This is a genomic window from Pedobacter metabolipauper (assembly GCF_004362715.1).
Classification (GTDB): Bacteria; Bacteroidota; Bacteroidia; order Sphingobacteriales; family Sphingobacteriaceae; genus Pedobacter; species Pedobacter metabolipauper.
The window spans coordinates 158,302-179,882 of record NZ_SNYC01000003.1; the positions used below are offsets into that span (position 1 = coordinate 158,302).

Genomic DNA, 21,581 nt, shown 5'->3' on the forward strand with positions numbered 1-21,581 from the left:
CAGGAAATAAATTATATGGAATTTAAAGCACGCTCGATGTAAGGCTATTTATAAAATCTTTAGCATCTTTAACACGCTCTGGAAATAAAATCCTGCCTTTTAGTTTATCTGCAACTAAAGATAATAGTTGCGCATCGGATAGTTTAATAACGCCTATTTTGGTTTCTTTAATTTTCATATAGTAAAATTAATATTTTTTAGTTAAAAGTACCGTATCGTATAGTATTTTCTTTTATAAAATCTTCAATTATAACACTTTTTATGGTTTTAACACCACCAAAGAATGCGTAATCCTTAGTAAGTTCGTCGTAGTTTTTATTCACATATCTGGTATAAGACTTAATTCTGCGATTCTGATTTTTACATATATCTTCACACCGTTTCCTGCAAGTTGACTTACACGTCTTGTGAAAATCAGGATTACTGTCACTCCCTTGGACAATTATTATTGATCCAGGAAATGCTTTGAAAAAAATCGGCACAGTGCTCAATACGGTATTAAATACTTTATAAATATCAACATTGTTAGTATTTACCTTGTCGTCAATTTCATCAATATCTAATTGGTAGTCGCCAAACCCCAGATTATATATTTTCTGTTGATAAATGTTACTGTTATACATATAATGAACAGCCTTTACTACATCTTTTTTGCCTTTGCTAATGAAAAAATATTTTATACCTTTTTCTGATTTATCAGATTCCTTATATTCATAAGATGAAAGTAAAGCCATTGATTATTGGGTTTCACTAACTTATATAATATTTTGTTCAAGTGGTGACTTTTAGAAAAAATAACTTATACAGGTGCAAGCTTTACTTCCAGAGCTTTAACATGATCCCGGTATACAAACTTAATACCCCGGCAACATAGAGAAACAATTCAAACTCAGTTTCCGGAAAACGACGGGGCGATTGAAAAACATAAGCACCAGCCAGCAGGAACAGCAAAAGCGCAGTGCTCAAAGAAAGTATACCCTTTTGAATCACATTTAACCCCGCAGGAATAACAGTTTCGACTTTTTCAGTATGCTCAAGTGTAAACCCCAGATGATCTGATAACATTTTCAGTGTATACATTCTCGGCAAAACCTCTGCATTCTCAATGCGCTGAATAGATCTGAGACTGATCCCTGCAATCACTGAAAGTTCTTGCTGGGTATATTTCTTTTGAAGCCGGTGCGCTTTAACCAGTTGTGCGATCTCTTCTACGTTGCTGCGGTCCATAATGGATTAATTTAGGTGACACTTTACGCCATTTAAACGCCATTTAACATGGCGTACAAGAATTAGATTTTGCGACAATATATTTGTTACATGACAAATAAAGCCATGAATTTTAAAGCCGGGCCCTTCATTAAAAGTATACTGTTTATTGGACTTTTTATCATGTTGCTGGTTATAGGCTCCATCATACAAAGTATGCTCCAGCCCGAAAAATCAATGCTGATCTATGGGTTTATCGGCATATTAGCCGGACTTTTAACCGTATGCATATTTTTAAAAGCAGAAAAAGAACCCTTTGCATCTTCCGGATTAACAGGAGAAAGGAAAACACCGGTCAGATTTGTGTATGGTCTGCTAATTGGAACGGCAATCTTTGCAGCTATGATCTTTGTGCTTTTAAGCTGCACTTCCCTAAGCATTCAGTACGATCCTAAAGGGTTTAATATACAATCTCTGCAAACTTATTTGCCACTTATACCCCTGGTGCTCATGGAAGAGATCGGGTTTAGATCTTATCCGCAAAAAAAGCTGAATGGTGCATACGGCGTTTGGATCAGCCAGATTGTTGTTGCCGCTGCATTTGGTTTGTATCACGTTTTAAATGGGTGGACACTTTACATGGCATTCACAGGAACATTTGTTTGGGCATTTGTATTCGGGCTTTCTGCACTGTGGTCAGGCGGTATAGCTATGCCCACCGGAATACATCTGGCAGTAAATATACTACAGAATTTAACCGGGCTAAAGGGAGGGGAGCACTCCGTTTGGAAAATAGTGGATACAACAAATGCAGCCCAATCCGAAATGGGGAAAACGGAATATGCCGGACTTGTTACACATGCTTTCCTGCTGCTGGCCGCTTTATTGGCAACAAGCTGGTATATTAAACAAAGAAAACAGGCTGTCTGTCAGGCAAAAAAATGAAAAGGATTTAATGGAAAAGATCTAATAGGTCAATCCGAATTCTTCCAGTTTCTTTTTGGTATCCTCATAACTTGTATGATAAATACCACGAACACCCAGTCCCTCTGCAATCTGTACAAAAAGCATGCGGTCGTCAATATAAATACTTCGCGAAATGTCACTCTGCGAAATGTCAATGGCTACCTTAAAAATATCGGCATCTGGTTTACGGAAATGAACAAAGCTGGAAGAGATGAAAAAGTCTATAAATTCGTTAAGACGAAACGTATTGATGCGGTATTGGTTTAGTTCCCTGCCTTCGTTGCTGATTACTGCAACTTTTAGATTGTACTTCTTTTTTAAGCCGCAGATCAATTCGATCATATCGTTGTACGGAAGAGATTTACTGAACATGAACTCTTTAAACTCAATCCTGTCGAAGTGGCGTTCCTCATAGAAAACGAGCCGGTCTAAATATTCATCAAGTGAGATCTTTCCAACTTCATACGTGTCAAAAGTCAGATGATGCCTTTCTTCAACTTCAACCAGGTCCAGGTGGAAGCGCTGTGCGGCTTCTGCCCGTGCAGCCCTGTCCCAGCCGTTAGTAAGCAATACACCGCCAATATCAGTAAATAAGGTAGTAATTTGTTGATCATTCATATTTGTTCAATTTAGAATATCGTTCTGCAATGTTGAATTAGTCAGCAATAAAATAATCGTCGGATGCATCTGCTAATGGTATGTAGACACGGATCCATTCCGGGTTACCAATAAGTTCCCAGCTATGTCCTTCACCCAAAGTGTCTGCAGCAATTAAAATAACACCGGGCTCAAGGATAAAAGTATCTCCATTGCTCACCCTGAATTTAAGTTTACCTTTTAAGGTGATCACATATTGCCTTCGGGGAGCCGGATGAGTAAGATGTTCATAGCTTACATCGGTCTTCGTAAAAAAATGGGTTGCATCCAGGTGCTTTCCAAGCGGGATTGATCCAGTTTCAAAACTGCAAAGCTGGTTGACGGTATTGATTAAACGAATTGCTGGTAAATAACCTTCATGAATTGGGGATGTGGCAGGATCAGTTGTCATAGTGGCTGCAAAATAGGGAATAATAAAAGATCACCCCAATTTAAATTACAAATAATCACAGTCCAGCCCCAGAAGCATGTGTTCCAGGATCGGTTCACATTTTTCACGGCAGCAGGGATAAAAATGCCCATGTTTCCAGGTATCAGATTTTGGTGATTGCCCCCACCAGAATTCAGCAAGAGCAACAGGTTTCATTTTGTGTTGAAATGCATATTGCAGCAGTTTAATGCCTGCACATTCTCCAGCCCCGGCAGGGGGGTTCTTGTGGGTAAGGCCTTTGAAAATATCAACGAGGCTTTTTTCTGCACCCGCCTGATTTAAGAAATGATAATGTTCAAAGATCTGCGTCTGCAATGCAACGGAATGCGCCTTCCTAAATCTTTTTAAGCGAACTAAGGTTTCTGCGGTTGTTCCAGGCGTTAGTTTAAGGGTGTTAATTTCTCCGCTAAGCCTGGCCAGTTCCTGCATGCCCAGGTTCAAGAAGCTGTTTTCTGTTAACAGGTCAAAAACCGGGGGAACAAATTTAGTGTACTGGTTTGTACCTGCCATCTTACCGGAAAATGCGGATAAGTACCCGATCTCATGCTGTGGTGTTTCAACAACTAAGACCCCAAACATCTTTCCAATAACGGTTCCTGTATTGTGCGCTGCAAGTCCAAAGTTATGCTTCCATTCTTGTTGAGTATTTAAGTACTGCTGTAACGAGTTGGCGGCCAGCAGGCAGAGCGGATGTGGTTCATTGCCAAGCATTAATGTAAACCTTTCAGGTAACACCGCGTGATCTGCATCATCTTTTAGCGATATGACCGGGTACGTCCCTGGGGGTGTTCTCAAAGACGTTCTCAATGACGTTCTCAATAACGTTCTCAATGGCGTGAAAAATTGAGACTCAGCGGCTACAACAGGAATCACCAGGTTAGGGAGATTAGGATCTGGTTCTTATCTAAGCAAACGGTGCATAGCAGTTTTTTAAATAAGAACAGCGCGGCATTGGAAATGGTCATTGCGTAGGATCAATGTTATAAATTGGAAAAATGCAAAAATAGCGATCCTTACTTACTTTTTATGAAGCATGCTGATGAAAAGATCTAATATTGTATTTTTGACAATAAAAAGCAGGTTAGCACAACCTGATTGAACTATAGTATAATAAAATGGGTTTTATAATAGATATTGAAGACATCATCAGCATGCTGGTATCCATCATTTGCGGAGGGATCATCGGTTTTGAACGCGAGTATAAAAGCAAATCGGCGGGTTTTAGGACCATAATCCTCATTTCACTTGGCTCAACCATATTTACCATCGTATCCAGACACGGTGCCGGTGCCGACGATCGCATCTCTGCCAACATCATTACCGGCATCGGCTTTATCGGGGCTGGTGTTATTTTTAAAGACCAGATCTCTATACGTGGTCTAACTACGGCCGCCGTGATCTGGACCTCTGCAGCCATTGGTATGACCACAGGGATAGGATACCATACGTTAGCCGTGGTATTTACCATAATCACACTTGGAATCCTGTTGATGGTCAGTAAAATTGAAAAACTGATCGGAAAGCTTCAAAAGCAAAAGATCGTTAGTGTAACCTTTAGAAATCCGGAGTTTAGCCAGATTACGGCATTAGAAATGAAATTGAGATCTGACGAGTTAAATATTGACCGGCTTGAAGTGAGTAAGAAAGATGATACCATTACTGTAGTGTGGCAGGTATCAGCTAAAAAAAGACAACTGATCCAGTTGAGCGAAACGCTTGCCGGCATTCCGGACATTATTAGCTTTATGTAGTTAAATAAACGCAGTTATTATAGTGCCTATTTTCATTTCAATTACTTTTTATATCTTGCATTAAAATTGTCTTTATCATTTTGCAAATCATATTTACCAATAGTGCTATATAAAAAATGTTAACAAATATTCTCGAATGGAGTGGTTTCAGTTCACTGGTTGAGGCATCTCCAATGCCTACCGCAATCTATGAAGGACCAGATATGATCATTAAAATAGCCAATCAGGCTATGCTTGATCTTTGGGGAAAAGATGCTTCCAGCATAGGAAAACCATTAAGTGTGGCTGTTCCTGAATTGGAAAATCAGCCTTTTTTCGGGCTATTGGCAGAAGTATTAAAAACCGGTGTTACCTATCAGGCTAAAGAAGACCGTGCCGATCTGATTGTAAATGGAAAAATACAGACCTTTTATTTTACATTTACCTATAAGGCAATAAAAGATGCAGAGGGAAAGACTGTGGCGATTTTTAATACCGCTGCAGACGTTACTGAACTGGTAAATACCCGTAAACAAATTATAGAAACGAAGGACAGGTTATCTTTTGCCCTGCAATCTGCAGAGGTTGGTACCTGGGACCTTGATCCCATCAATAACCACGTGGTTTGGGACAACAGATGTAAGGAGCTGTTTGGGTTTTCAGGCGATACGGAGGTTTTATATGCAGACGTATTGAACTGTATCCATCCGGAAGATGAAGACCGCGTTCAGCAGGCAGTAGCAAAGGCAATTGATCCTGCCAAGACAGGTGCTTATGACATCAGATATAGAACAGTTGATCGAAACCATCAGCAGATTCGATGGGTCCATTGTAAAGGAAAAGCCTATTTTAACAAAGATAACGTCGCTTACCGTTTTGCAGGAACTGCAGTAGACATTACTGCTGAAGTGTCTGGCAGGAGACGCGAGCAGCAGCTGCTGAGCCTGGTTGATCACAATATCGATCACATGTCCATTGCAGATATGGACGGAAATCTGATTTACATGAACAATGCAGCACGCAGGATGCTCGGGGTAGATCAGAATGCAGACATTGCTCAATATTCAGCGATAGATTTTTATACCCCTAAAGAATTGGCCAGGGTTCAGGGTGAAATTATTCATGCCATTAGTCACCAGTCAGGCTGGCAAGGGGTCATCAGTCTCAAAAACCGGTTAACGGATGATCACATTCCTTGTCAGGTAAATTATATTTTGATTAAAGATCCTGTATCAGGAGAAGTAATCGGAAGGGGCGCCACCGCAAGAGATCTGAGGCCGGAATTAAAAGCCAAAGCAGACTTACAAAGACTGGCCACCATTGTAGAAATAAGCGAAGATTTTTGTAATTACTGCGATATTCAGGGAAATACCATTTACCTGAATCGGGCCGGAAGTAAACTGATCGGGCTTTACAATGATGATGTACACACAAAAACGTTATACGATTACCACACCACCTCATCAAATCAGCTGATCAATGAGGTCGTTCTGGATGAATTAAAAAGATCAGGAAAATGGTCAGGACGGCTGGAACTCATTCATCAGGAAACAGGAGAGATCATACCCATTCATAAACAGATGTTTATGATCTATGAAGAGATTACCAATGAACCGGTTGCCATTGCAGGTATTGCACGCGATCTCCGGCCTGAAATTGCCGCGCGAAGACTCATAGACGAAAAGAATGCAGAACTCAATAATCTGGTTAAGGAACTGAACTTCCTGGCAGATTCACAGCCGGCAGTGGTATGGACCAGTACCCCTGACGGGAACCTGGATTATATCAATCAGCGCTGGTCAGAACGTGGAAGCATTCCTGTAGAAGAAGCACTCGGTTCCGGATGGACAACCACCATGCACCCGGATGATGTTCCGGTAACGGTAAAGACCTGGGAGTATTCACTGGAATCCGGAGACCCTTACCAGGCAGAGTTCCGGTTAAAGGATAAAGATGGAAACTATCGCTGGTGGCTCGTTCGGGCATTGCCTTTAAAAGATGAAGATGGTAACGTCATCAAGTGGTATGGTTCTAATATGGATATTAGCGACCAAAAAGAACTCGAGAAACAAAAAGATAATTTCCTTGCCGTTGCCAGTCATGAATTAAAGACCCCGGTAACGAGTATTAAGGCCTATGCCCAGGTGATGGAAACACTGTTCCGCCGTTCCGGTGATACCAGAAATGCAGATCTCGTTGGTAAAATGGATAAACAGGTAAACCGCCTGAACAGCCTGATCGGAGATTTGCTGGATGTAACCAAGATCAACAGTGGCAGAATGCAGTTTAACCACACTACATTTGATTTCAATGAGCTGGTAGAAGAGATCTCAGAAACCATTCAGCTGACAACCCAAAAGCACATCATTCACCGGGAACTAAAATATAACCGGCCAATTACCGGTGATAAGGAACGGATCGGGCAGGTAATTGTAAATCTGCTAAGCAATGCCGTGAAGTATTCTCCGGATGCAAACCGCATTGTGGTCTATACCGAAGATCAGGGGAGCAATGTGCAGCTTTGTGTTCAGGATTTCGGAATAGGGATCAGTAAGGAAAAACAGGATAAGGTTTTTGAACAGTTCTACAGGGTTAGCGGTACCAGGGAGCATACCTTCCCCGGACTGGGGCTCGGGCTTTATATTTCTTCAGAAATTGTAAAGCGGATGGGAGGGGAGATCTCCGTAAAATCGGTAAAAGGGAAAGGATCAACTTTTTGCTTTACCTTGCCGATAGAATAATTTAGTGCCTAAAAAGACATCTTAAGAATAGAAATGGCCAACGAGATAAAAAAAATATTTATAGCTGATGATGATGAAGCCATTGTGGACGCTACCGTGATGATGCTGGAAGTGATGGGCTATGAGGTAAAATATACATTTAATGGGGCAACAGTTACCGAAGCCATTAACGATAGGCCAGACCTGGTGCTGCTTGATATATGGATGTCTGGAATAGACGGGAGGGATATCTGTAAACAGATCAAAGCCAACCCGAAAACCAGCCAGATTCCGGTGATCATGGTATCTGCAAGTCGTGATATTGCCCAATCTGCCCTTGATGCTGGTGCAGATGGATTTTTAGAAAAACCATTTGAAATGGATGCGCTGATCAATAAGATCGAATCGCTGCTTACTTAATATCCTGCATAAACTGGGTTGGCGTTTTGCCAAATTCCTTCTTAAATGCCTTGGTGAAATAGGATTGTGTCTGGATGCCGATCCGGTACATGACCTCCGTGAGCAGTACATCTTCCTGCGTCATGATCTCAATCGCTTTTCTAAGCCGTATAGAACGGATAAATTCACCAATGGACTGACCGGTTATGGTCTTGATCTTTTGATAAAGCTTGGTTCTGCTCATCCCAATCTCCGTGCATAAATATTCAATATCCAAATCCGGGTTGATCAGCTGATCGTCAATAATGCGCAGCAGTTTACTCATAAAATCCCGGTCCCTGGAAGAATGTACCAGGTCGATCAGTTCGGTCCGGTGGTCTTTAGAATAATGGTCTTTAAGCTTTTGCCGCTGCTCAAATATATTCTTAATCGTAATCAGCAGCAGGTTGATGTTAATTGGTTTGGTAAAATAAAGGTCGGCACCAGATTCTATACCTTCAATTTCTGCTTCTATGCCATTTTTAGCGGTGAGCATCAGGAAAGGGATGTGGCTGGTCTCCAGGTCTTCTTTCAAGAGTTTACAAAACTGGGTACCCGTCATTCCAGGCATCATGATGTCACTGATCACCAGGTCAGGAAATTCCTCTTTCGCCTTATTTAAACCGGAAAATCCATCTTCTGCTTCTGAAATGTGATAAGCAGGACTCAGCGTATCTTTTAGAAAAGAGCGGAGTTCCTCATTATCGTCCACAATTAAGATATGCCTGGTGGTTGCAGCTTCAGTACTGATGGCTGCATTTTCAGCAATAGGAATAGGGTCAGATTTGTAGCTGATGCTTTCCAGGCGCGTCCCGCCCTGTTCACTGCTTTGTCCCCAGAGTTCATCCCTGCTGTAATCGTATTTACTGCAGGGTAAGCCAATGATGATTTCGGTTCCCTGGTGTTTCTCACTTGAAACCAGGATCATCCCTTTATGCAGCATGGTCAGGCTTTTTACAAAAGCCAGGCCCACACCAGAGCCCAGATGTGATTCGGTAATTCTATAGTAGCGTTCAAAGAGATGGTGGATCGAATCTTTAGAGATCCCTATTCCGGTGTCGGCCACCCGGATGTATACCTGTTTCTGAGCGGTATAGTTACTTTTAATATGCAGCTGGTTTTCAAAGCAAGGGCTAAAGTTATCGAGGGATGTTAAGATCTCCAGCGTAACCTCACCACCGGGTTTGGTATATTTTAACGAATTGTTGATCAGGTTTAAAATGATCTTTTCAATCACATGCCTGTCAAACCAGGTATCAGTATCCGGCAATCCGGTTTTTTTAACGGTAAAGGTGATGTCTTTTTCAAGCGCCATTTCGTTAAACTCTTCGGCCACCTCATCAATGAACAGGTTGATGTTTCCCTGGATCACTTTGAGCTTAAGTGCGCCAGACTCGATCTTTCTAAAGTCCATCAACTCATTGATCAGGCTTAACAAACGGTTGGCATTGCGGTATATGGTACGGTAGTAATTTTGAAAGGCAGCCTTAGAATCTTCTTTTAAAAGCCGGTCAATCGGCCCCAGGATCAAAGAGAGCGGGGTTCGGAATTCATGAGAGATATTGGTAAAGAACTGCAGCTGGATCTGGTGCATCTCTTCCCTTTTCCGTTCTTCCAGTTCCCTGATCTCCAGTTTCCGCTTAAAGCTGAGCAGTACATAGGTAATTAGCAACAGAACAGCAACAATAAGCGTCCTAAACCACCAGGTAGACCAAAAAGGCGGCGATATCACAATCTGAACAGACGTGCCTGCAGCATTCCAGTTGTTGTCATTATTAGAAGCCTTTACCTTAAACGTATAGGTTCCTGGATCCAGATTGGTATAAAAGGCTTTTTTAGCACTTCCAGCATAACTCCAGTCCTTGTCAAAGCCTTCCAGCTTGTAAATGTATTTGTTGTTTTCAGGAGCCGTATAATTTAATCCCGCAAAGCTGAAAGAAAAGGTAGACTGGGTATGGGAGAGCTCGATCTTCTTCGTAAAGCTAATGTCCTGGTCTAACGGAGAATCTTTAGTTCCGGGAACGATCTTATTGTTAAAGATTTGAAATTCCGTAAGGTAAACCGGCGGAATGAACCTGTTGATCTTAATGTCATTGGGGAAAAAGGAATTAAATCCATTTACCCCGCCAAAAAATAGTTCACCATTCCTTGCCTTTAAGCAGGCATTGGCTTCAAATTCTAAGCCCTGCAGGCCATCAGCAGTATTGTACTTATGGAAACTTAAATTTTCAGGGTTAAACTTGGTGAGCCCCCTGGATGTAGAGATCCAGAAGTTTCCATGGGCATCTTCAGCAATCCCCTTGATAAATTCGGTGGCAAGGCCAGCTTTGGTTGTGTAAACAGAGAAGGTCTTTTTAATTGGGTTAAACAGGTACAATCCATTTTGACCTATCCACAGCCGGTTTTTGCTGTCCGTAAATATCACCCGCAAATCCGGTTTCTTCTCCTCATTTAAAAAGTAGTGCGAAAAAACTTTGGTTCGCAAATTATAACAATTTAATCCACCATCATCCGTACCGATCCAAAGGTTCTGGTCATCATCTTCCTGTATAGATATAATGTTATTCCCAATCAATTTGCTGCGGTTTGACCCGTATCTGAGCCTGGTAAACGTATTTGTCTTCCTGTTGAACAGGTTTAATCCGCCATAGTAGGTGCCAATCCATAAATTGCCCTGGCTATCTTCATAGGTTTTCTGAACAAAATCGGATGAGATAGACCCGGGATTGACCGAATTGTACAAAAACCGGGTAAACGTAGCCGATTGCCTGTTGAATAAGTTCAACCCGCCAGCCCAGGTACCTACCCAAATATTTTGATCGCTATCCTCCATAATATCAAGAACGGCATCAGATCCAAGACTTTTTGGGTTAAAAGGGTCGTTCCGGTAATGCGTAAACCTGTTGGTAGTCCGGTTTAAAAGATTTAATCCGCCGCCATCCGTACCAATCCATAGATTGCCATTCCTGTCTTCATGAAAAGCTTTAACATCATTATAACTGAGGCTGTTTTTACTGGGCTCCTGCTGTACCAGTTTAAATTTTTCAGAATCCGGACTGTATAAGTTTATGCCGCCGCGGTGGGTTCCGATCCAGAGATTGCCCTGCCTGTCTTCAAATATGGCAGACACCGTTCGCTGTGACAGGCTGGTAGGATTACCAGGCTCATTCTGATAATTGTGAAAAGCCGATAGCTGCGGTTTAAAGATGTCAAGGCCACCGTTAATGCCGCCAATCCAGATGTTGTTCTTTTTGTCTATAATGATAGACCGTACCAAATCACTTCCGAGGCTGTTGCTGTTCTTCTCCTCACGTCTGTAATTCTTGATCTGTCCGCTTCGCGGATTAAAAAATACCAATCCTTTCTCTTCTGTACCCAGCCATAAATTCCCGTCAGGAGATTCTGCGATTACGCGGATCACATATTTTTTAAGTGCCGGAATGCTGCTGAATACAGCATTTTTAAGATCCAGTCTGTTTAATCCGCTGTCTGAGGCAATCCATATATTCCCTGATTTGTCGGTATGAATATCATTGACATGATTGTCGTTGATGCCTGATGGCTTAGCCGTACGTTTGTAATGCTTAAAATTTCCGGTCTTTAGATCTAAAAGATCCAGGCCGCCGCCATAGGTGCCAATCCAAAGTCCGGTTTTACCTTCTTCTATAGAAGTGACGGTATTATTGCTTAACGACTGTGCTGATTGATGTTTTGATTTATAACGGATAAAGTTGTTGGTTTCCGGATTAAACCGGTTAAGGCCATTGGAAGTTCCGATCCAGAGCGTCTTGTCTTTATCTTCATAGATACAGCGGATGTAGTTATCGGTTAAGCTCGCAGTATCTTTTGTATTCTTATAAACGGTGATCTGGTTGCCGTCATATTTGTTCAGTCCGTCCCGTGTACCAAACCAAATGAAACCCCGGTAGTCCTGAAAGATGCATTCAATGGTACTGTTCGATAAACCATCTGCTATGCCTATATGTTTAAATTTTAAATTTTGGGCATAGAGCGTACCACAGATCAGGCAAAGAAAAAAGAAGATCAAGCATTTAAAAAAAGAAGCCATTTGGTCAGAAAAGGGTAGTCGGTTTATTTCATAAAGTTAGGAGAAATTACGAGTTTAATGTAGGTTTAGCGATGTTTAATTCAATATAGACGATTATTATGTCGATTAGAACAAAATTTATGTACGATAGAACAAGTAAAAAAGCCGGATAAACTTTTCATTTGTACCAGTAAAAAAACCTAACCAAATATTGTATGCACAATTTTACTTTTTATGTTAAGCTCAATGTATCCGTATTGATGCTCTTTCTTTTTACTGCACTAAACGGATATGCACAACAGCCGGTAACCATTACCGGAACGGTTAGATCTGCATCAGACAATTTAGGTCTTCCGGGAGTTAGTGTCATGTTAAAAGGAACTTCTACCGGTGTAGTTACTGATCCAAACGGGAAATTTACCCTTCGGATCCCTGGTAATACCGGCATCCTCGAATTTACCTCCATAGGCTATAAGAAACAAGAAGTCAGCATTTCAGACTCAAAGAACCTGAACATCCTGCTGGTTGAAGATGCTGCCGCACTAAATGAAGTAGTGGTGGTGGGCTACGGAACCACACGGAAACAGGATCTTACCGGGTCTGTAGCAGTAGTGTCTGCAAAAGATTTCCAGAAAGGAAGTATCACCACACCGGAGCAAATGCTTTCCGGAAAGGTTTCGGGGGTATCCATTACCTCAAACAGCGGACAGCCGGGAAGCGGTAGTACCATTCGCATCCGTGGCGGTTCTTCTTTAAGCGCCAGCAATGACCCCTTAATTGTAATTGATGGGGTACTGCTGGAAAACAGCGCGGTAGGTGGTGCATCCAATCCGTTAAGCTTTATCAATCCAAATGATATTGAATCATTTACCGTATTGAAGGATGCATCTGCAGCAGCAATCTATGGGGCACGGGCATCCAATGGTGTAATCATTGTAACCACTAAGAAGGGGATTAGCGGAGATCTGAAGGTAGGCTTCAGTTCGGTAAATTCACTGACCAAATTAACCAGCAAAGTAGATGTGCTGAGTTCAGCGCAATTAAGGGAAATTGTAAATGCCAATGGAACCACAGCACAAAAGGATATGCTTGGTGCCTTTGATACCGATTGGCAAGATATCATTTATCAGGATGGTATGGCCTCAGACAATAACCTGAGCATTAGCGGCGGTATTAAGAACTTTCCATACCGCTTGTCACTGGGCTATCAAAATCAAACCGGGGTATTGAGAACAGATATGCTGGAGAAAACTTCAGCCGCATTTGTATTGAACCCTGCGTTCTTTGACAATCATTTAAAACTTTCCATTAACCTGAAAGGGAGTATGCAGAAAACCAGGTTTGCCAACCAGGCTGCAATAGGAGGAGCGGTAAGCTTCGATCCTACACAAGCAGTATACACCAACCGGGAAGATTATAATGGGTATTGGGAATGGCTGGATCCGTCAACTCCCAGCGGACTGGTAAACCTGGTTGGAAGAAATCCACTGGGCTTATTGGAACAGCGTGCAGACCGGTCAAAACCTTACCGCAGCATCGGTAATGTCCAGCTGGATTATAAATTTCATTTCTTACCAGACCTGCATGCCAACCTGAATTTAGGATATGATGTAGCATCCGGTAAAGGAACTGTATTTGTAGATCAGAATGCTGCAGAACTGATCAACAGACTGGGTGTTAACAATCAGTACAAGCAAAACCGGATGAATACGCTTGCCGATTTCTATCTGAACTATATTAAGGAAATAAAGTCCATTAAAAGCAGGATAGATGTTACTGCTGGTTATTCATACAACGATTACCTGACCAAATTTTATAATTTCGCAGACTTTGATGCCAATGGCACTAAGATTGCCGGAACAGATCCCGACTTTCCTTTTAATAAACCACAAAACAGGCTCATCTCTTATTTTAGCCGGTTAAACTATAGCTTTGATGAGCGTTTTCTGCTTACCGCAACTTTAAGACGCGACGGATCGTCAAGGTTTGGGCCTGATTATAAAAATGGGTACTTCCCATCAGTGGCCCTGGCCTGGACCGTGAACAATGAGGGTTTCCTTAAAGAGAATAAAACGATTTCAGCACTTAAAATCCGCGCCAGTTATGGGATTACCGGGCAGCAGGACGGTATCGATAATTATGGTTACCTGTCTACCTATGGCTTAAGTACGCCAAATGCTTCGTACCAGTTTGGAGATACCTTTTACCAGATGTACCGCCCTAGTGCCTACATTCCGGATATTAAATGGGAAGAAACCGCGACCACCAATATCGGTGTAGATGTTGGCTTTCTGGATAACCGCATTACCGGTAGCCTGGACTGGTATTACCGCAAAACAAGCGACTTGCTAAACCGGGTACCACAACCGGCAGGAACAAATTTCAATGCATCTGCAATTGTCAATGTGGGCGATATGCTGAATGAAGGACTGGAGATGACCGTAAATTTTAATCCGATTAAAAGATCAGACTTTAACTGGGATTTCAGCCTGAATGCAACCTATAATAAAAATACCATTACCAATCTAACGATCATTCCGAATGATCCGAATTACAAAGGGTTTCCTAGCGGAACCATTGCAGGGGGAGTAGGCGGACAAAATGCATTTATCAATGCAGTTGGCGGACCCAAAAGTACATTTAACCTGTTTCAGCAAGTTTATGATGCGGCAGGGAATCCCATTGAAGGGGTTTACGTAGACCTGAACGGGGATGGCGTGATCAGTGAAAATGATTTTACAAAAGGAAAATCTGCTGATCCCAAGGTATTCCTTGGGTTTAGCAATAACCTGAGCTATAAAAAATGGAACCTTAGTTTTACCATTCGTGCCAACCTCGGTAACTATGTATACAACAACTCCTTTAGCCAGCGTGGTAACTTAACGCAGATCTTAGGTACGGCAACGCTGCTCAATGCATCTCCCAACTACCTGGTAACCAATTTTAAGGGACAGCAGTTGTTGAGTGATTATTATGTGGAAAATGCATCTTTCGTAAGGATGGATAACATTAACCTGGGCTATACATTCGGTAACATTTTCAAAAACAAAGGAAATTTACAGTTGAATGCAAGTTTTCAAAATGTATTCGTGATCACCAAATACAAAGGACTTGATCCGGAAGTAACATCAGGAGTAGACAATAATCTTTATCCAAGACCCCGGGTATTTTCTTTGGGCTTAAACCTTAACTATTAATCCGATGAACAGGACGATGAAGAACATGACAAAAAGATATTATACACTAAACGTGTCAAAAATAATAGGATTGGCCTGCCTGGTAATGATGGGGATGGTTTCCTGTAATAAGCTGGATCTGACACCAACAAATGACCTGACTGCAGAAAAAGTATATGCAACCCCCGCCGGATATAAACAGGCACTGGCAAAGGTCTATGGAGCGTTCGCCTTAACCGGAAACGCCGCTACCGGGCAACAGGACATTCCGGTTGAGATCATCAAGGATGAAGGTAACTCAGACTTTTTAAGGTTGTACTGGAACCTCCAGGAACTGACTACCGATGAAGCAGCATGGTCATGGCAAAATGATGCCGGTGTACAGGGTCTCCACGAAATTAGCTGGTCGTCCATAAACTCCATCATTAACGGACTCTACTACCGTTCATATTTCCAGATCACCTTGTGCAATGATTTCATCAGGCAATCTTCCGATGATAAATTATCTGAAAGGGGAATTACGGGTACAGACGCAGATAACATCCGTAAATACAGGGCAGAGGCCCGCTTTATCCGGGCCTATCAGTATTGGGTATTGATGGATCTGTATGCAAATCCACCCATGGTAACTGAAGAAACACAAATTGCTGCTAAAGATTTTCCGAAACGTATTCTTCGTAAAGACCTCTTTAATTATGTAGAATCAGAATTGCTGGCCCTGGAAAATGAGCTTGTGGCACCAAAAGGTAACGAATATGGCAGAGCTGATAAAGCTGCTGCCTGGGCACTCCTTTCCAGGATGTACCTGAATGCCGTGGTATATACCGGAACGCCAAAATATACGGAAGCCATTACCTATTGCAACAAAATTACAGGAGCCGGTTATACCCTGCATGGTAACTATAGAGAACTGACTATTGCAGATAACCACCTGAATACCGACGAGAATATCCTGACCATCAATTACGATGGAACGAATACGCAAAACTTTGGCGGTACAACCTACCTGATGCATGGACCGGCAAACGTGCCTGCAGATGTTTCCGGATCAAACGGAGATTGGGGCGGTTTACGAATGACCCATCAATTTGTAAACCTGTTTGCAGATAAAACAGGTACTACCGATACCAGGGCACAGTTTTATATGTCCGGTCAAAGTCTCGAAATGACTGATCTTTATGTATCTACTTCTGGTTATTCAAGCACCAAATACAGGAATAAAACAAGATCAGGGGCAGCAGCTCCGCATCAGGATGCAGCAAAGGATTTTTCAGACATTGATTTTCCACTGTTCAGGCTGGGAGAGGTTTACCTGACCTATGCAGAAGCCGTATTGAGAGGCGGTAATGGCGGAAGCCTTCCCACTGCATTAACCTATGTGAATGCGTTGCGTACCCGCGCTTATAACGGCAGCACTGCAGGCAATATCAGTTCAACCGCACTGAATACCGATTTTATTTTAGATGAAAGAGGCAGGGAGCTGTATTATGAAGCCATCCGCAGAACAGATTTAATCCGTTATGGGAAATTTACTTCCAATACCTACCTCTGGGCATGGAAAGGCGGTGTAAGCGGAGGCACAGCCGTAGCAGATAAATACAATATATTTCCGTTGCCGCCAACAGACCTTTCTGCCAACCCTAACCTAATTCAAAACACAGGATATTAATGTTAATACATATGAGAACGTTATTGAACCAGTTTTTATTGACCATGATTATTGCCCTTCTTTTTTGCAGCTGCGAAAAGGAAGCCAGTCAAAATATAATCGCTGCACCTGTTTCAGGGATCCAGGGCTTTGCAGCTTCTGCAACCAGCCTGGTGCTTTCATCAGCAACAGACACCCGCAATGTGGTCACATTTAGTTTTAACGCTCCTGATTATGGGGTAAAGGTAGTGCCTTCGTACACGTTACAGTTCGATGTGCCTTCAGATACATCAGGCGTAAATGGATGGGCAAATGCGATAGACGTTAAACTCGCTGGTGACAGCTTGAAAAAGACTTTTTTGGGTGCTGATTTTAACGCACTGCTATCGGTACAGCTGATGCTGCCAACCGGTACAAACAGCACAATTGTTGTCCGTTTAAGATCTGAAGTAAAACAAAATTCAGGACTTTCTTCTACAGTTAAACCTGTTTATTCGGTACTTACCATGACCGTTAACCCTTACAAGTCCTTTGTAGAGTATCCGGCACTAATGGTTAAGGGAGGTAACTCCTGGAGAACACCGGCAACCAGAACCAATGGCCTTATCTTAACCTCGGCCAAATTTAATGCTAAATATGAAGGCTATCTGGATTTGCCCAATGCAGATGGATGGGGTGGTGATGCCTTTACACTGGTATCTTCAAGGGATGCCAAAGTATATGGCTGGGGTACCAGTGCAACCACGCTGAGCGAAGGCGGCGGAAATCTATGGTTATCGCCAAGTCCGAATCATATGAAAGTGAATGTGGACCTGGATGCACTAACCATAACCTACACCCCGGTAAAGTTCTTTATCTCAGGAGATGACAATGCATGGAGTTTATCTGGAACACCAATGGTTTACAATGCTGCTACAAAGGTTTGGACGGCTTCTAATGTGGCACTTACCGCAGGTAAAACCTTTGTATTTACCGTTAACGGCGGATACGAGATTAGCTACAAGCTGGACAAGGCAGAAAATGGCAGCCTGATGTTTGCCGGCGCACCTGCGTGGGGCGGTGTCAATATCCCGGTTGCCAAGACCGGAGTGTTCACGGTAACCTTAGACATGAGTGCCGGAGATGGTAACTACACCTATTCTGTTAAATAATGACCTTAAAATTTAGAAAGATGAATAGAATTAAAGGATTCGGAATATTGTTTCTCCTGATCATACTTCATACGGCTTGTAAAAAATCTCCAGAAGGGGCAACACAGATCTATCCGGATCCATTGCCGCCAGGTACGTTTGCAAAAGGTGCCGATGTAAGCTGGCTTACAGAAATGGAAGCCTCCGGTAAAAAGTTCTATACCAATGAAGGCGTAGAGCAGGATCTTTTGAAGATCTTAAGCAGCAAAGGCATCAATACCGTCCGCCTTCGGGTATGGGTAGACCCAGCCGGTGGATGGTGTAATACGGCAGATGTGCTGACGAAAGCCAAACGTGCAAAGGCAATGAACATGCGGGTATTGTTAGACTTTCATTACAGTGATTCCTGGGCTGATCCCGGACAACAAAATAAACCGGCTGCATGGGCCGGGCAGAACATTACTGCACTAAAAACTTCCGTGTACAACCATACCGTAGCTGTACTCACTGAATTGAAAAACAATAAGATCATTCCAGAGTGGGTACAGGTAGGTAATGAGACCAACAATGGGATGCTCTGGGAAGAGGGCAAAGCATCTGCAAGTATGAAGAACTTTGCTGAGCTCGTCCTGTCCGGTTACAATGCGGTAAAATTTGTGAACCCGGATTCAAAGGTTGTGGTTCATATTTCTAATGGTTATGACAACGCGTTGTTCAGGTGGATGTTTGACGGGCTGAAAAATAATGGTGCCAAATGGGACGTGATTGGAATGTCTCTGTACCCGACTGCTGCCGACTGGGCGACTAAGAATACACAATGTTTGGCAAATATGACCGACATGGTTTCCCGTTACGGATCTGAAATTATGATTTGCGAGATTGGTATGCCTGCTGCAGAAGCAGCGGCTTCTAAGTTGTTCATTGCCGATATCATTGCCAAAAATAAATCACTGCCAAACAGTAAGGGGCTTGGTGTTTTCTATTGGGAACCACAATCTTATAACAGTTGGAGCGGTTATAAATTGGGTGCCTTTGATGACACCGGTAAGCCAACGGTTGCAATGGACGCTTTTTTACCTTAATAATGATGATGCTTTATAAAAGATTTGTGCTGAGCCTGGTTTTCCTGTTAATTGCCACTTCCTCATTTGCCCAACAACCCCTTAGCTCTAAGAAAACAGGAATATATGTCGACCAATATGGGGTGATCCGCTGGGAAAAAGGCAATAAGGAAGCTGCATTTTTTGGTGTAAATTATACCGTACCCTTTGCTTATGGATACCGCTCTGTGAAAAGAACAGGCATTACTGCAGAGCAGGCCATAAGAGACGATGTATACCATTTCTCACGTCTCGGATTAGATGCATTTAGGGTTCATGTATGGGATACCGAAATTTCTGATTCGGCAGGCAATCTTTTGAATAATGAACATCTGCGCTTATTTGATTTTCTGATCGCAGAACTCAAAAAGAGAAATATTAAAACGCTGGTTACGCCAATAGCCTATTGGGGTAACGGTTATCCGGAGAAAGATGAAGACCGCGGAGGGTTCTCCAGCAAATACGGCAAGCAGCGTGCATTGGTTGAAGAAGCTGCATTTGTTGCGCAGGAACGTTATCTAAAGCAGTTTTTTCAGCATAAAAATCCGTATACCGGTCTCATTTATCAGGATGATCCGGATATTCTGGCCGCTGAAGTAAATAATGAACCCCAGCATAGCGGACCCAAAGAAAGAGCAACGGAATATGTTAACCGGATGGTAAAGGCAATTCGCGGAACAGGCTGGACAAAACCGATCTTCTACAACATCAGTGAATCTCCTAAATATGCAGATGCCATTGTAAAAGCAGACGTTCAGGGCCATAGTTTTCAGTGGTATCCTACAGGCCTGGTATCCGGACATACCTTAAAAGGGAACTATTTGCCAAATGTATCTAAATATGTGATTCCTTTTGATACGATCCCGGCTTTTAAAAACAGGGCAAAGATCGTTTATGAGTTTGATGCCGGAGATATTCTGGATTCTTATATGTACCCGGCTATGGCCAAAAGCTTCAGGATGGCCGGTTTTCAGTGGGCTACACAATTTGCCTACGATCCCATGGCTACTGCTTATGGAAATACAGAGTACCAAACGCACTATTTGAACCTGGCTTATACGCCTTCAAAAGCAATCAGCTTGTTAATTGCATCCAAAGCCTTTCATGACTTGCCAAGGTCAAAAGTACAAACATCCGATACGTTATTTGCTGCATTCCGGCTGAGTTATAAATTGTCGCTCAGCGAGATGAATACAGAAAAAGAATTTTATTATTCAAATACGACGACAAGCATACCTTTAAATATCAGCAAGTTGAAGCACATGGCCGGTGTGGGGAACTCTGCTGCAGTAGTATATCAAGGTTCCGGAGCCTATTTTCTGGATAAGATAGAAACCGGGGTATGGAGACTGGAAGTAATGCCTGATGCAATTAAAATCCGCGATCCATTTGCAAAGACCGCCGAAGACCGGGCTGTAACCGGAATTGACTGGCAGCAGCAGGCGATGCAATTGAATTTTCCTGATCTGGGCAGTGATTTTACCATCAAGGCAATGAATACAGGAAATGTTTTTGGTACAACTGCAGTGCAGCAGAAATTTAATATACAACCGGGAACCTATTTGGTCATTAAAAAAGGTAAAAAAACCAGTATAACGGCAAATACGCCATATGCATCATTAAAGATGGGTGAATATGTTGCCCCTGCAGCATCTGCTAAAGAGTTTTTAGAAAGATCGGCTGCACAAATAATACAAGAATCAAAACAGACTGTTGCAGGCTCGAAAAGCATTAAGGATGTTAACGATTTGAGACCATTGGGCATCTTGAGAGCAGTTAGAGCGTTGACAACATTGGGAGAAAACTTCCTGCCTTTGTTTGATCCGGCATTAGATCAGGAATACCTTACTTTGTACAACCCGGACTGGAAAAATAATGGACTTCAGTATATTCCCGGTGAAACTTCATCGCAGCAATTGCTGAAATTGACGGTATCTAAAACCGGGGAAAGTTCCTTACTGGGCTTTCAAAGTTATGTAGGTGATCATCTTAAATTAAATCCGGGAAATTTGCGGCAATTAACCACACTGGTGATCCGTGTAAAGACAACCGGGGCAAATCCGGCGAAGATTAAAATAGGACTGATTGATGCTGATGCGCATTTCTTCTCTACTGAAGTATCTGTTGGATCTGAACTGAAAGATATTGAAATTCCGTTGAGCAGTTTAAAGCAGGATTCGCAATTGCTGCTGCCCAGACCATATCCTGGCTTCCTGCCCCTATATTATAGAACACCCGAAAGTGCTTCGTTCCAGTTAAAGACAGTTGAAAAACTGGAGGTTTCGTTTAATCAAGATCTGGAAATCGCTTCTGTTTACCTAAAATAATTTAT

Annotated in this window: 16 protein-coding genes; 9 read left to right on the top strand and 7 right to left on the bottom strand. The window is 42.4% G+C overall.

Translation table 11 applies throughout. From position 1 onward, the window contains the following. Positions 1–22 precede the first annotated feature (22 nt). From ATK78_RS22645 to ATK78_RS00775, 3 genes are all read right to left on the bottom strand, one after another. A complete protein-coding gene (locus tag ATK78_RS22645) occupies positions 23–178 on the bottom strand; it encodes a hypothetical protein (protein ID WP_166664786.1) in 156 nt (51 codons plus the stop codon). A gap of 19 nt (positions 179–197) precedes the next feature. Then, positions 198–734 (bottom strand): DUF6934 family protein, encoded by a 537-nt coding sequence (locus ATK78_RS00770; protein ID WP_133574162.1) that lies wholly within the window; start codon positions 732–734, stop codon positions 198–200. A gap of 82 nt (positions 735–816) precedes the next feature. Next, positions 817–1,227 (bottom strand): helix-turn-helix domain-containing protein, encoded by a 411-nt coding sequence (locus ATK78_RS00775; protein ID WP_133574163.1) that lies wholly within the window; start codon positions 1,225–1,227, stop codon positions 817–819. Between the two features lie 90 nt (positions 1,228–1,317). Here ATK78_RS00775 and ATK78_RS00780 point away from each other — a divergent pair, with 90 nt between their 5' ends. Then, positions 1,318–2,151, top strand: coding sequence for a CPBP family intramembrane glutamic endopeptidase (locus tag ATK78_RS00780; protein ID WP_133574164.1), 834 nt, complete (start codon positions 1,318–1,320; stop codon positions 2,149–2,151). Positions 2,152–2,172: 21 nt separating this feature from the next. Here ATK78_RS00780 and ATK78_RS00785 read toward each other — a convergent pair whose 3' ends face one another. The 3 genes from ATK78_RS00785 to ATK78_RS00795 are packed head-to-tail and all read right to left on the bottom strand — an operon-like array spanning position 2,173 to position 4,132. Beyond that, the gene (locus ATK78_RS00785) at positions 2,173–2,790 is read right to left on the bottom strand and encodes an HAD family hydrolase (protein ID WP_133574165.1); all 618 of its coding nucleotides are present in this window, start codon (positions 2,788–2,790) and stop codon (positions 2,173–2,175) included. Positions 2,791–2,827: 37 nt separating this feature from the next. Beyond that, positions 2,828–3,220 carry a cupin domain-containing protein gene (locus ATK78_RS00790; protein ID WP_133574166.1) on the bottom strand — a complete coding sequence of 131 codons (393 nt, stop codon included), beginning with the start codon at positions 3,218–3,220 and terminating at the stop codon, positions 2,828–2,830. Positions 3,221–3,265: 45 nt separating this feature from the next. Beyond that, positions 3,266–4,132, bottom strand: coding sequence for a hypothetical protein (locus ATK78_RS00795; protein WP_208112279.1), 867 nt, complete (start codon positions 4,130–4,132; stop codon positions 3,266–3,268). A gap of 242 nt (positions 4,133–4,374) precedes the next feature. Here ATK78_RS00795 and ATK78_RS00800 point away from each other — a divergent pair, with 242 nt between their 5' ends. From ATK78_RS00800 to ATK78_RS00810, 3 genes are all read left to right on the top strand, one after another. Beyond that, positions 4,375–5,010: an MgtC/SapB family protein gene (locus tag ATK78_RS00800; protein WP_133574167.1), complete on the top strand. Its 636-nt coding sequence runs from the start codon at positions 4,375–4,377 to the stop codon at positions 5,008–5,010. 116 nt (positions 5,011–5,126) lie between these two features. Further along, positions 5,127–7,730 (top strand): PAS domain-containing protein, encoded by a 2,604-nt coding sequence (locus ATK78_RS00805; RefSeq protein ID WP_133574168.1) that lies wholly within the window; start codon positions 5,127–5,129, stop codon positions 7,728–7,730. Between the two features lie 33 nt (positions 7,731–7,763). Next, complete coding sequence (locus tag ATK78_RS00810) at positions 7,764–8,129, top strand: response regulator transcription factor (RefSeq protein ID WP_133574169.1); 366 nt, start codon at positions 7,764–7,766, stop codon at positions 8,127–8,129. Here the strand turns inward: ATK78_RS00810 and ATK78_RS00815 are convergent. Next, complete coding sequence (locus ATK78_RS00815) at positions 8,122–12,195, bottom strand: hybrid sensor histidine kinase/response regulator transcription factor (RefSeq protein WP_243732395.1); 4,074 nt, start codon at positions 12,193–12,195, stop codon at positions 8,122–8,124. The genes ATK78_RS00810 and ATK78_RS00815 overlap by 8 nt on opposite strands. A gap of 215 nt (positions 12,196–12,410) precedes the next feature. Between ATK78_RS00815 and ATK78_RS00820 the strand changes: the two genes are divergently transcribed. Genes ATK78_RS00820 through ATK78_RS00840 form a run of 5 tightly spaced genes read left to right on the top strand, consistent with a single transcriptional unit; the run spans position 12,411 to position 21,576 of the window. Further along, positions 12,411–15,392, top strand: coding sequence for a SusC/RagA family TonB-linked outer membrane protein (locus tag ATK78_RS00820; RefSeq protein WP_133574171.1), 2,982 nt, complete (start codon positions 12,411–12,413; stop codon positions 15,390–15,392). Between the two features lie 4 nt (positions 15,393–15,396). Continuing rightward, positions 15,397–17,040: a RagB/SusD family nutrient uptake outer membrane protein gene (locus tag ATK78_RS00825; RefSeq protein WP_243732396.1), complete on the top strand. Its 1,644-nt coding sequence runs from the start codon at positions 15,397–15,399 to the stop codon at positions 17,038–17,040. Between the two features lie 11 nt (positions 17,041–17,051). After that, positions 17,052–18,170: a SusE domain-containing protein gene (locus tag ATK78_RS00830; protein ID WP_133574172.1), complete on the top strand. Its 1,119-nt coding sequence runs from the start codon at positions 17,052–17,054 to the stop codon at positions 18,168–18,170. Between the two features lie 20 nt (positions 18,171–18,190). Then, a complete protein-coding gene (locus ATK78_RS00835; protein WP_133574173.1) occupies positions 18,191–19,231 on the top strand; it encodes a glycoside hydrolase family 53 protein in 1,041 nt (346 codons plus the stop codon). 2 nt (positions 19,232–19,233) lie between these two features. Further along, a complete protein-coding gene (locus tag ATK78_RS00840; protein WP_208112280.1) occupies positions 19,234–21,576 on the top strand; it encodes a glycoside hydrolase 5 family protein in 2,343 nt (780 codons plus the stop codon). Positions 21,577–21,581 lie beyond the last annotated feature (5 nt).

Coding starts and splice junctions, on each gene's coding strand:
- ATK78_RS00830 (WP_133574172.1), top strand. CDS start 17,052: ATGAGAACGTTATTGAACCAGTTTTTATTGACCATGATTATTGCCCTT.
- ATK78_RS00770 (WP_133574162.1), bottom strand. CDS start 734: ATGGCTTTACTTTCATCTTATGAATATAAGGAATCTGATAAATCAGAA.
- ATK78_RS00805 (WP_133574168.1), top strand. CDS start 5,127: ATGTTAACAAATATTCTCGAATGGAGTGGTTTCAGTTCACTGGTTGAG.
- ATK78_RS00775 (WP_133574163.1), bottom strand. CDS start 1,227: ATGGACCGCAGCAACGTAGAAGAGATCGCACAACTGGTTAAAGCGCAC.
- ATK78_RS00790 (WP_133574166.1), bottom strand. CDS start 3,220: ATGACAACTGATCCTGCCACATCCCCAATTCATGAAGGTTATTTACCA.
- ATK78_RS22645 (WP_166664786.1), bottom strand. CDS start 178: ATGAAAATTAAAGAAACCAAAATAGGCGTTATTAAACTATCCGATGCG.
- ATK78_RS00780 (WP_133574164.1), top strand. CDS start 1,318: ATGACAAATAAAGCCATGAATTTTAAAGCCGGGCCCTTCATTAAAAGT.
- ATK78_RS00825 (WP_243732396.1), top strand. CDS start 15,397: ATGAACAGGACGATGAAGAACATGACAAAAAGATATTATACACTAAAC.
- ATK78_RS00800 (WP_133574167.1), top strand. CDS start 4,375: ATGGGTTTTATAATAGATATTGAAGACATCATCAGCATGCTGGTATCC.
- ATK78_RS00785 (WP_133574165.1), bottom strand. CDS start 2,790: ATGAATGATCAACAAATTACTACCTTATTTACTGATATTGGCGGTGTA.
- ATK78_RS00820 (WP_133574171.1), top strand. CDS start 12,411: ATGCACAATTTTACTTTTTATGTTAAGCTCAATGTATCCGTATTGATG.
- ATK78_RS00835 (WP_133574173.1), top strand. CDS start 18,191: ATGAATAGAATTAAAGGATTCGGAATATTGTTTCTCCTGATCATACTT.
- ATK78_RS00840 (WP_208112280.1), top strand. CDS start 19,234: ATGATGATGCTTTATAAAAGATTTGTGCTGAGCCTGGTTTTCCTGTTA.
- ATK78_RS00810 (WP_133574169.1), top strand. CDS start 7,764: ATGGCCAACGAGATAAAAAAAATATTTATAGCTGATGATGATGAAGCC.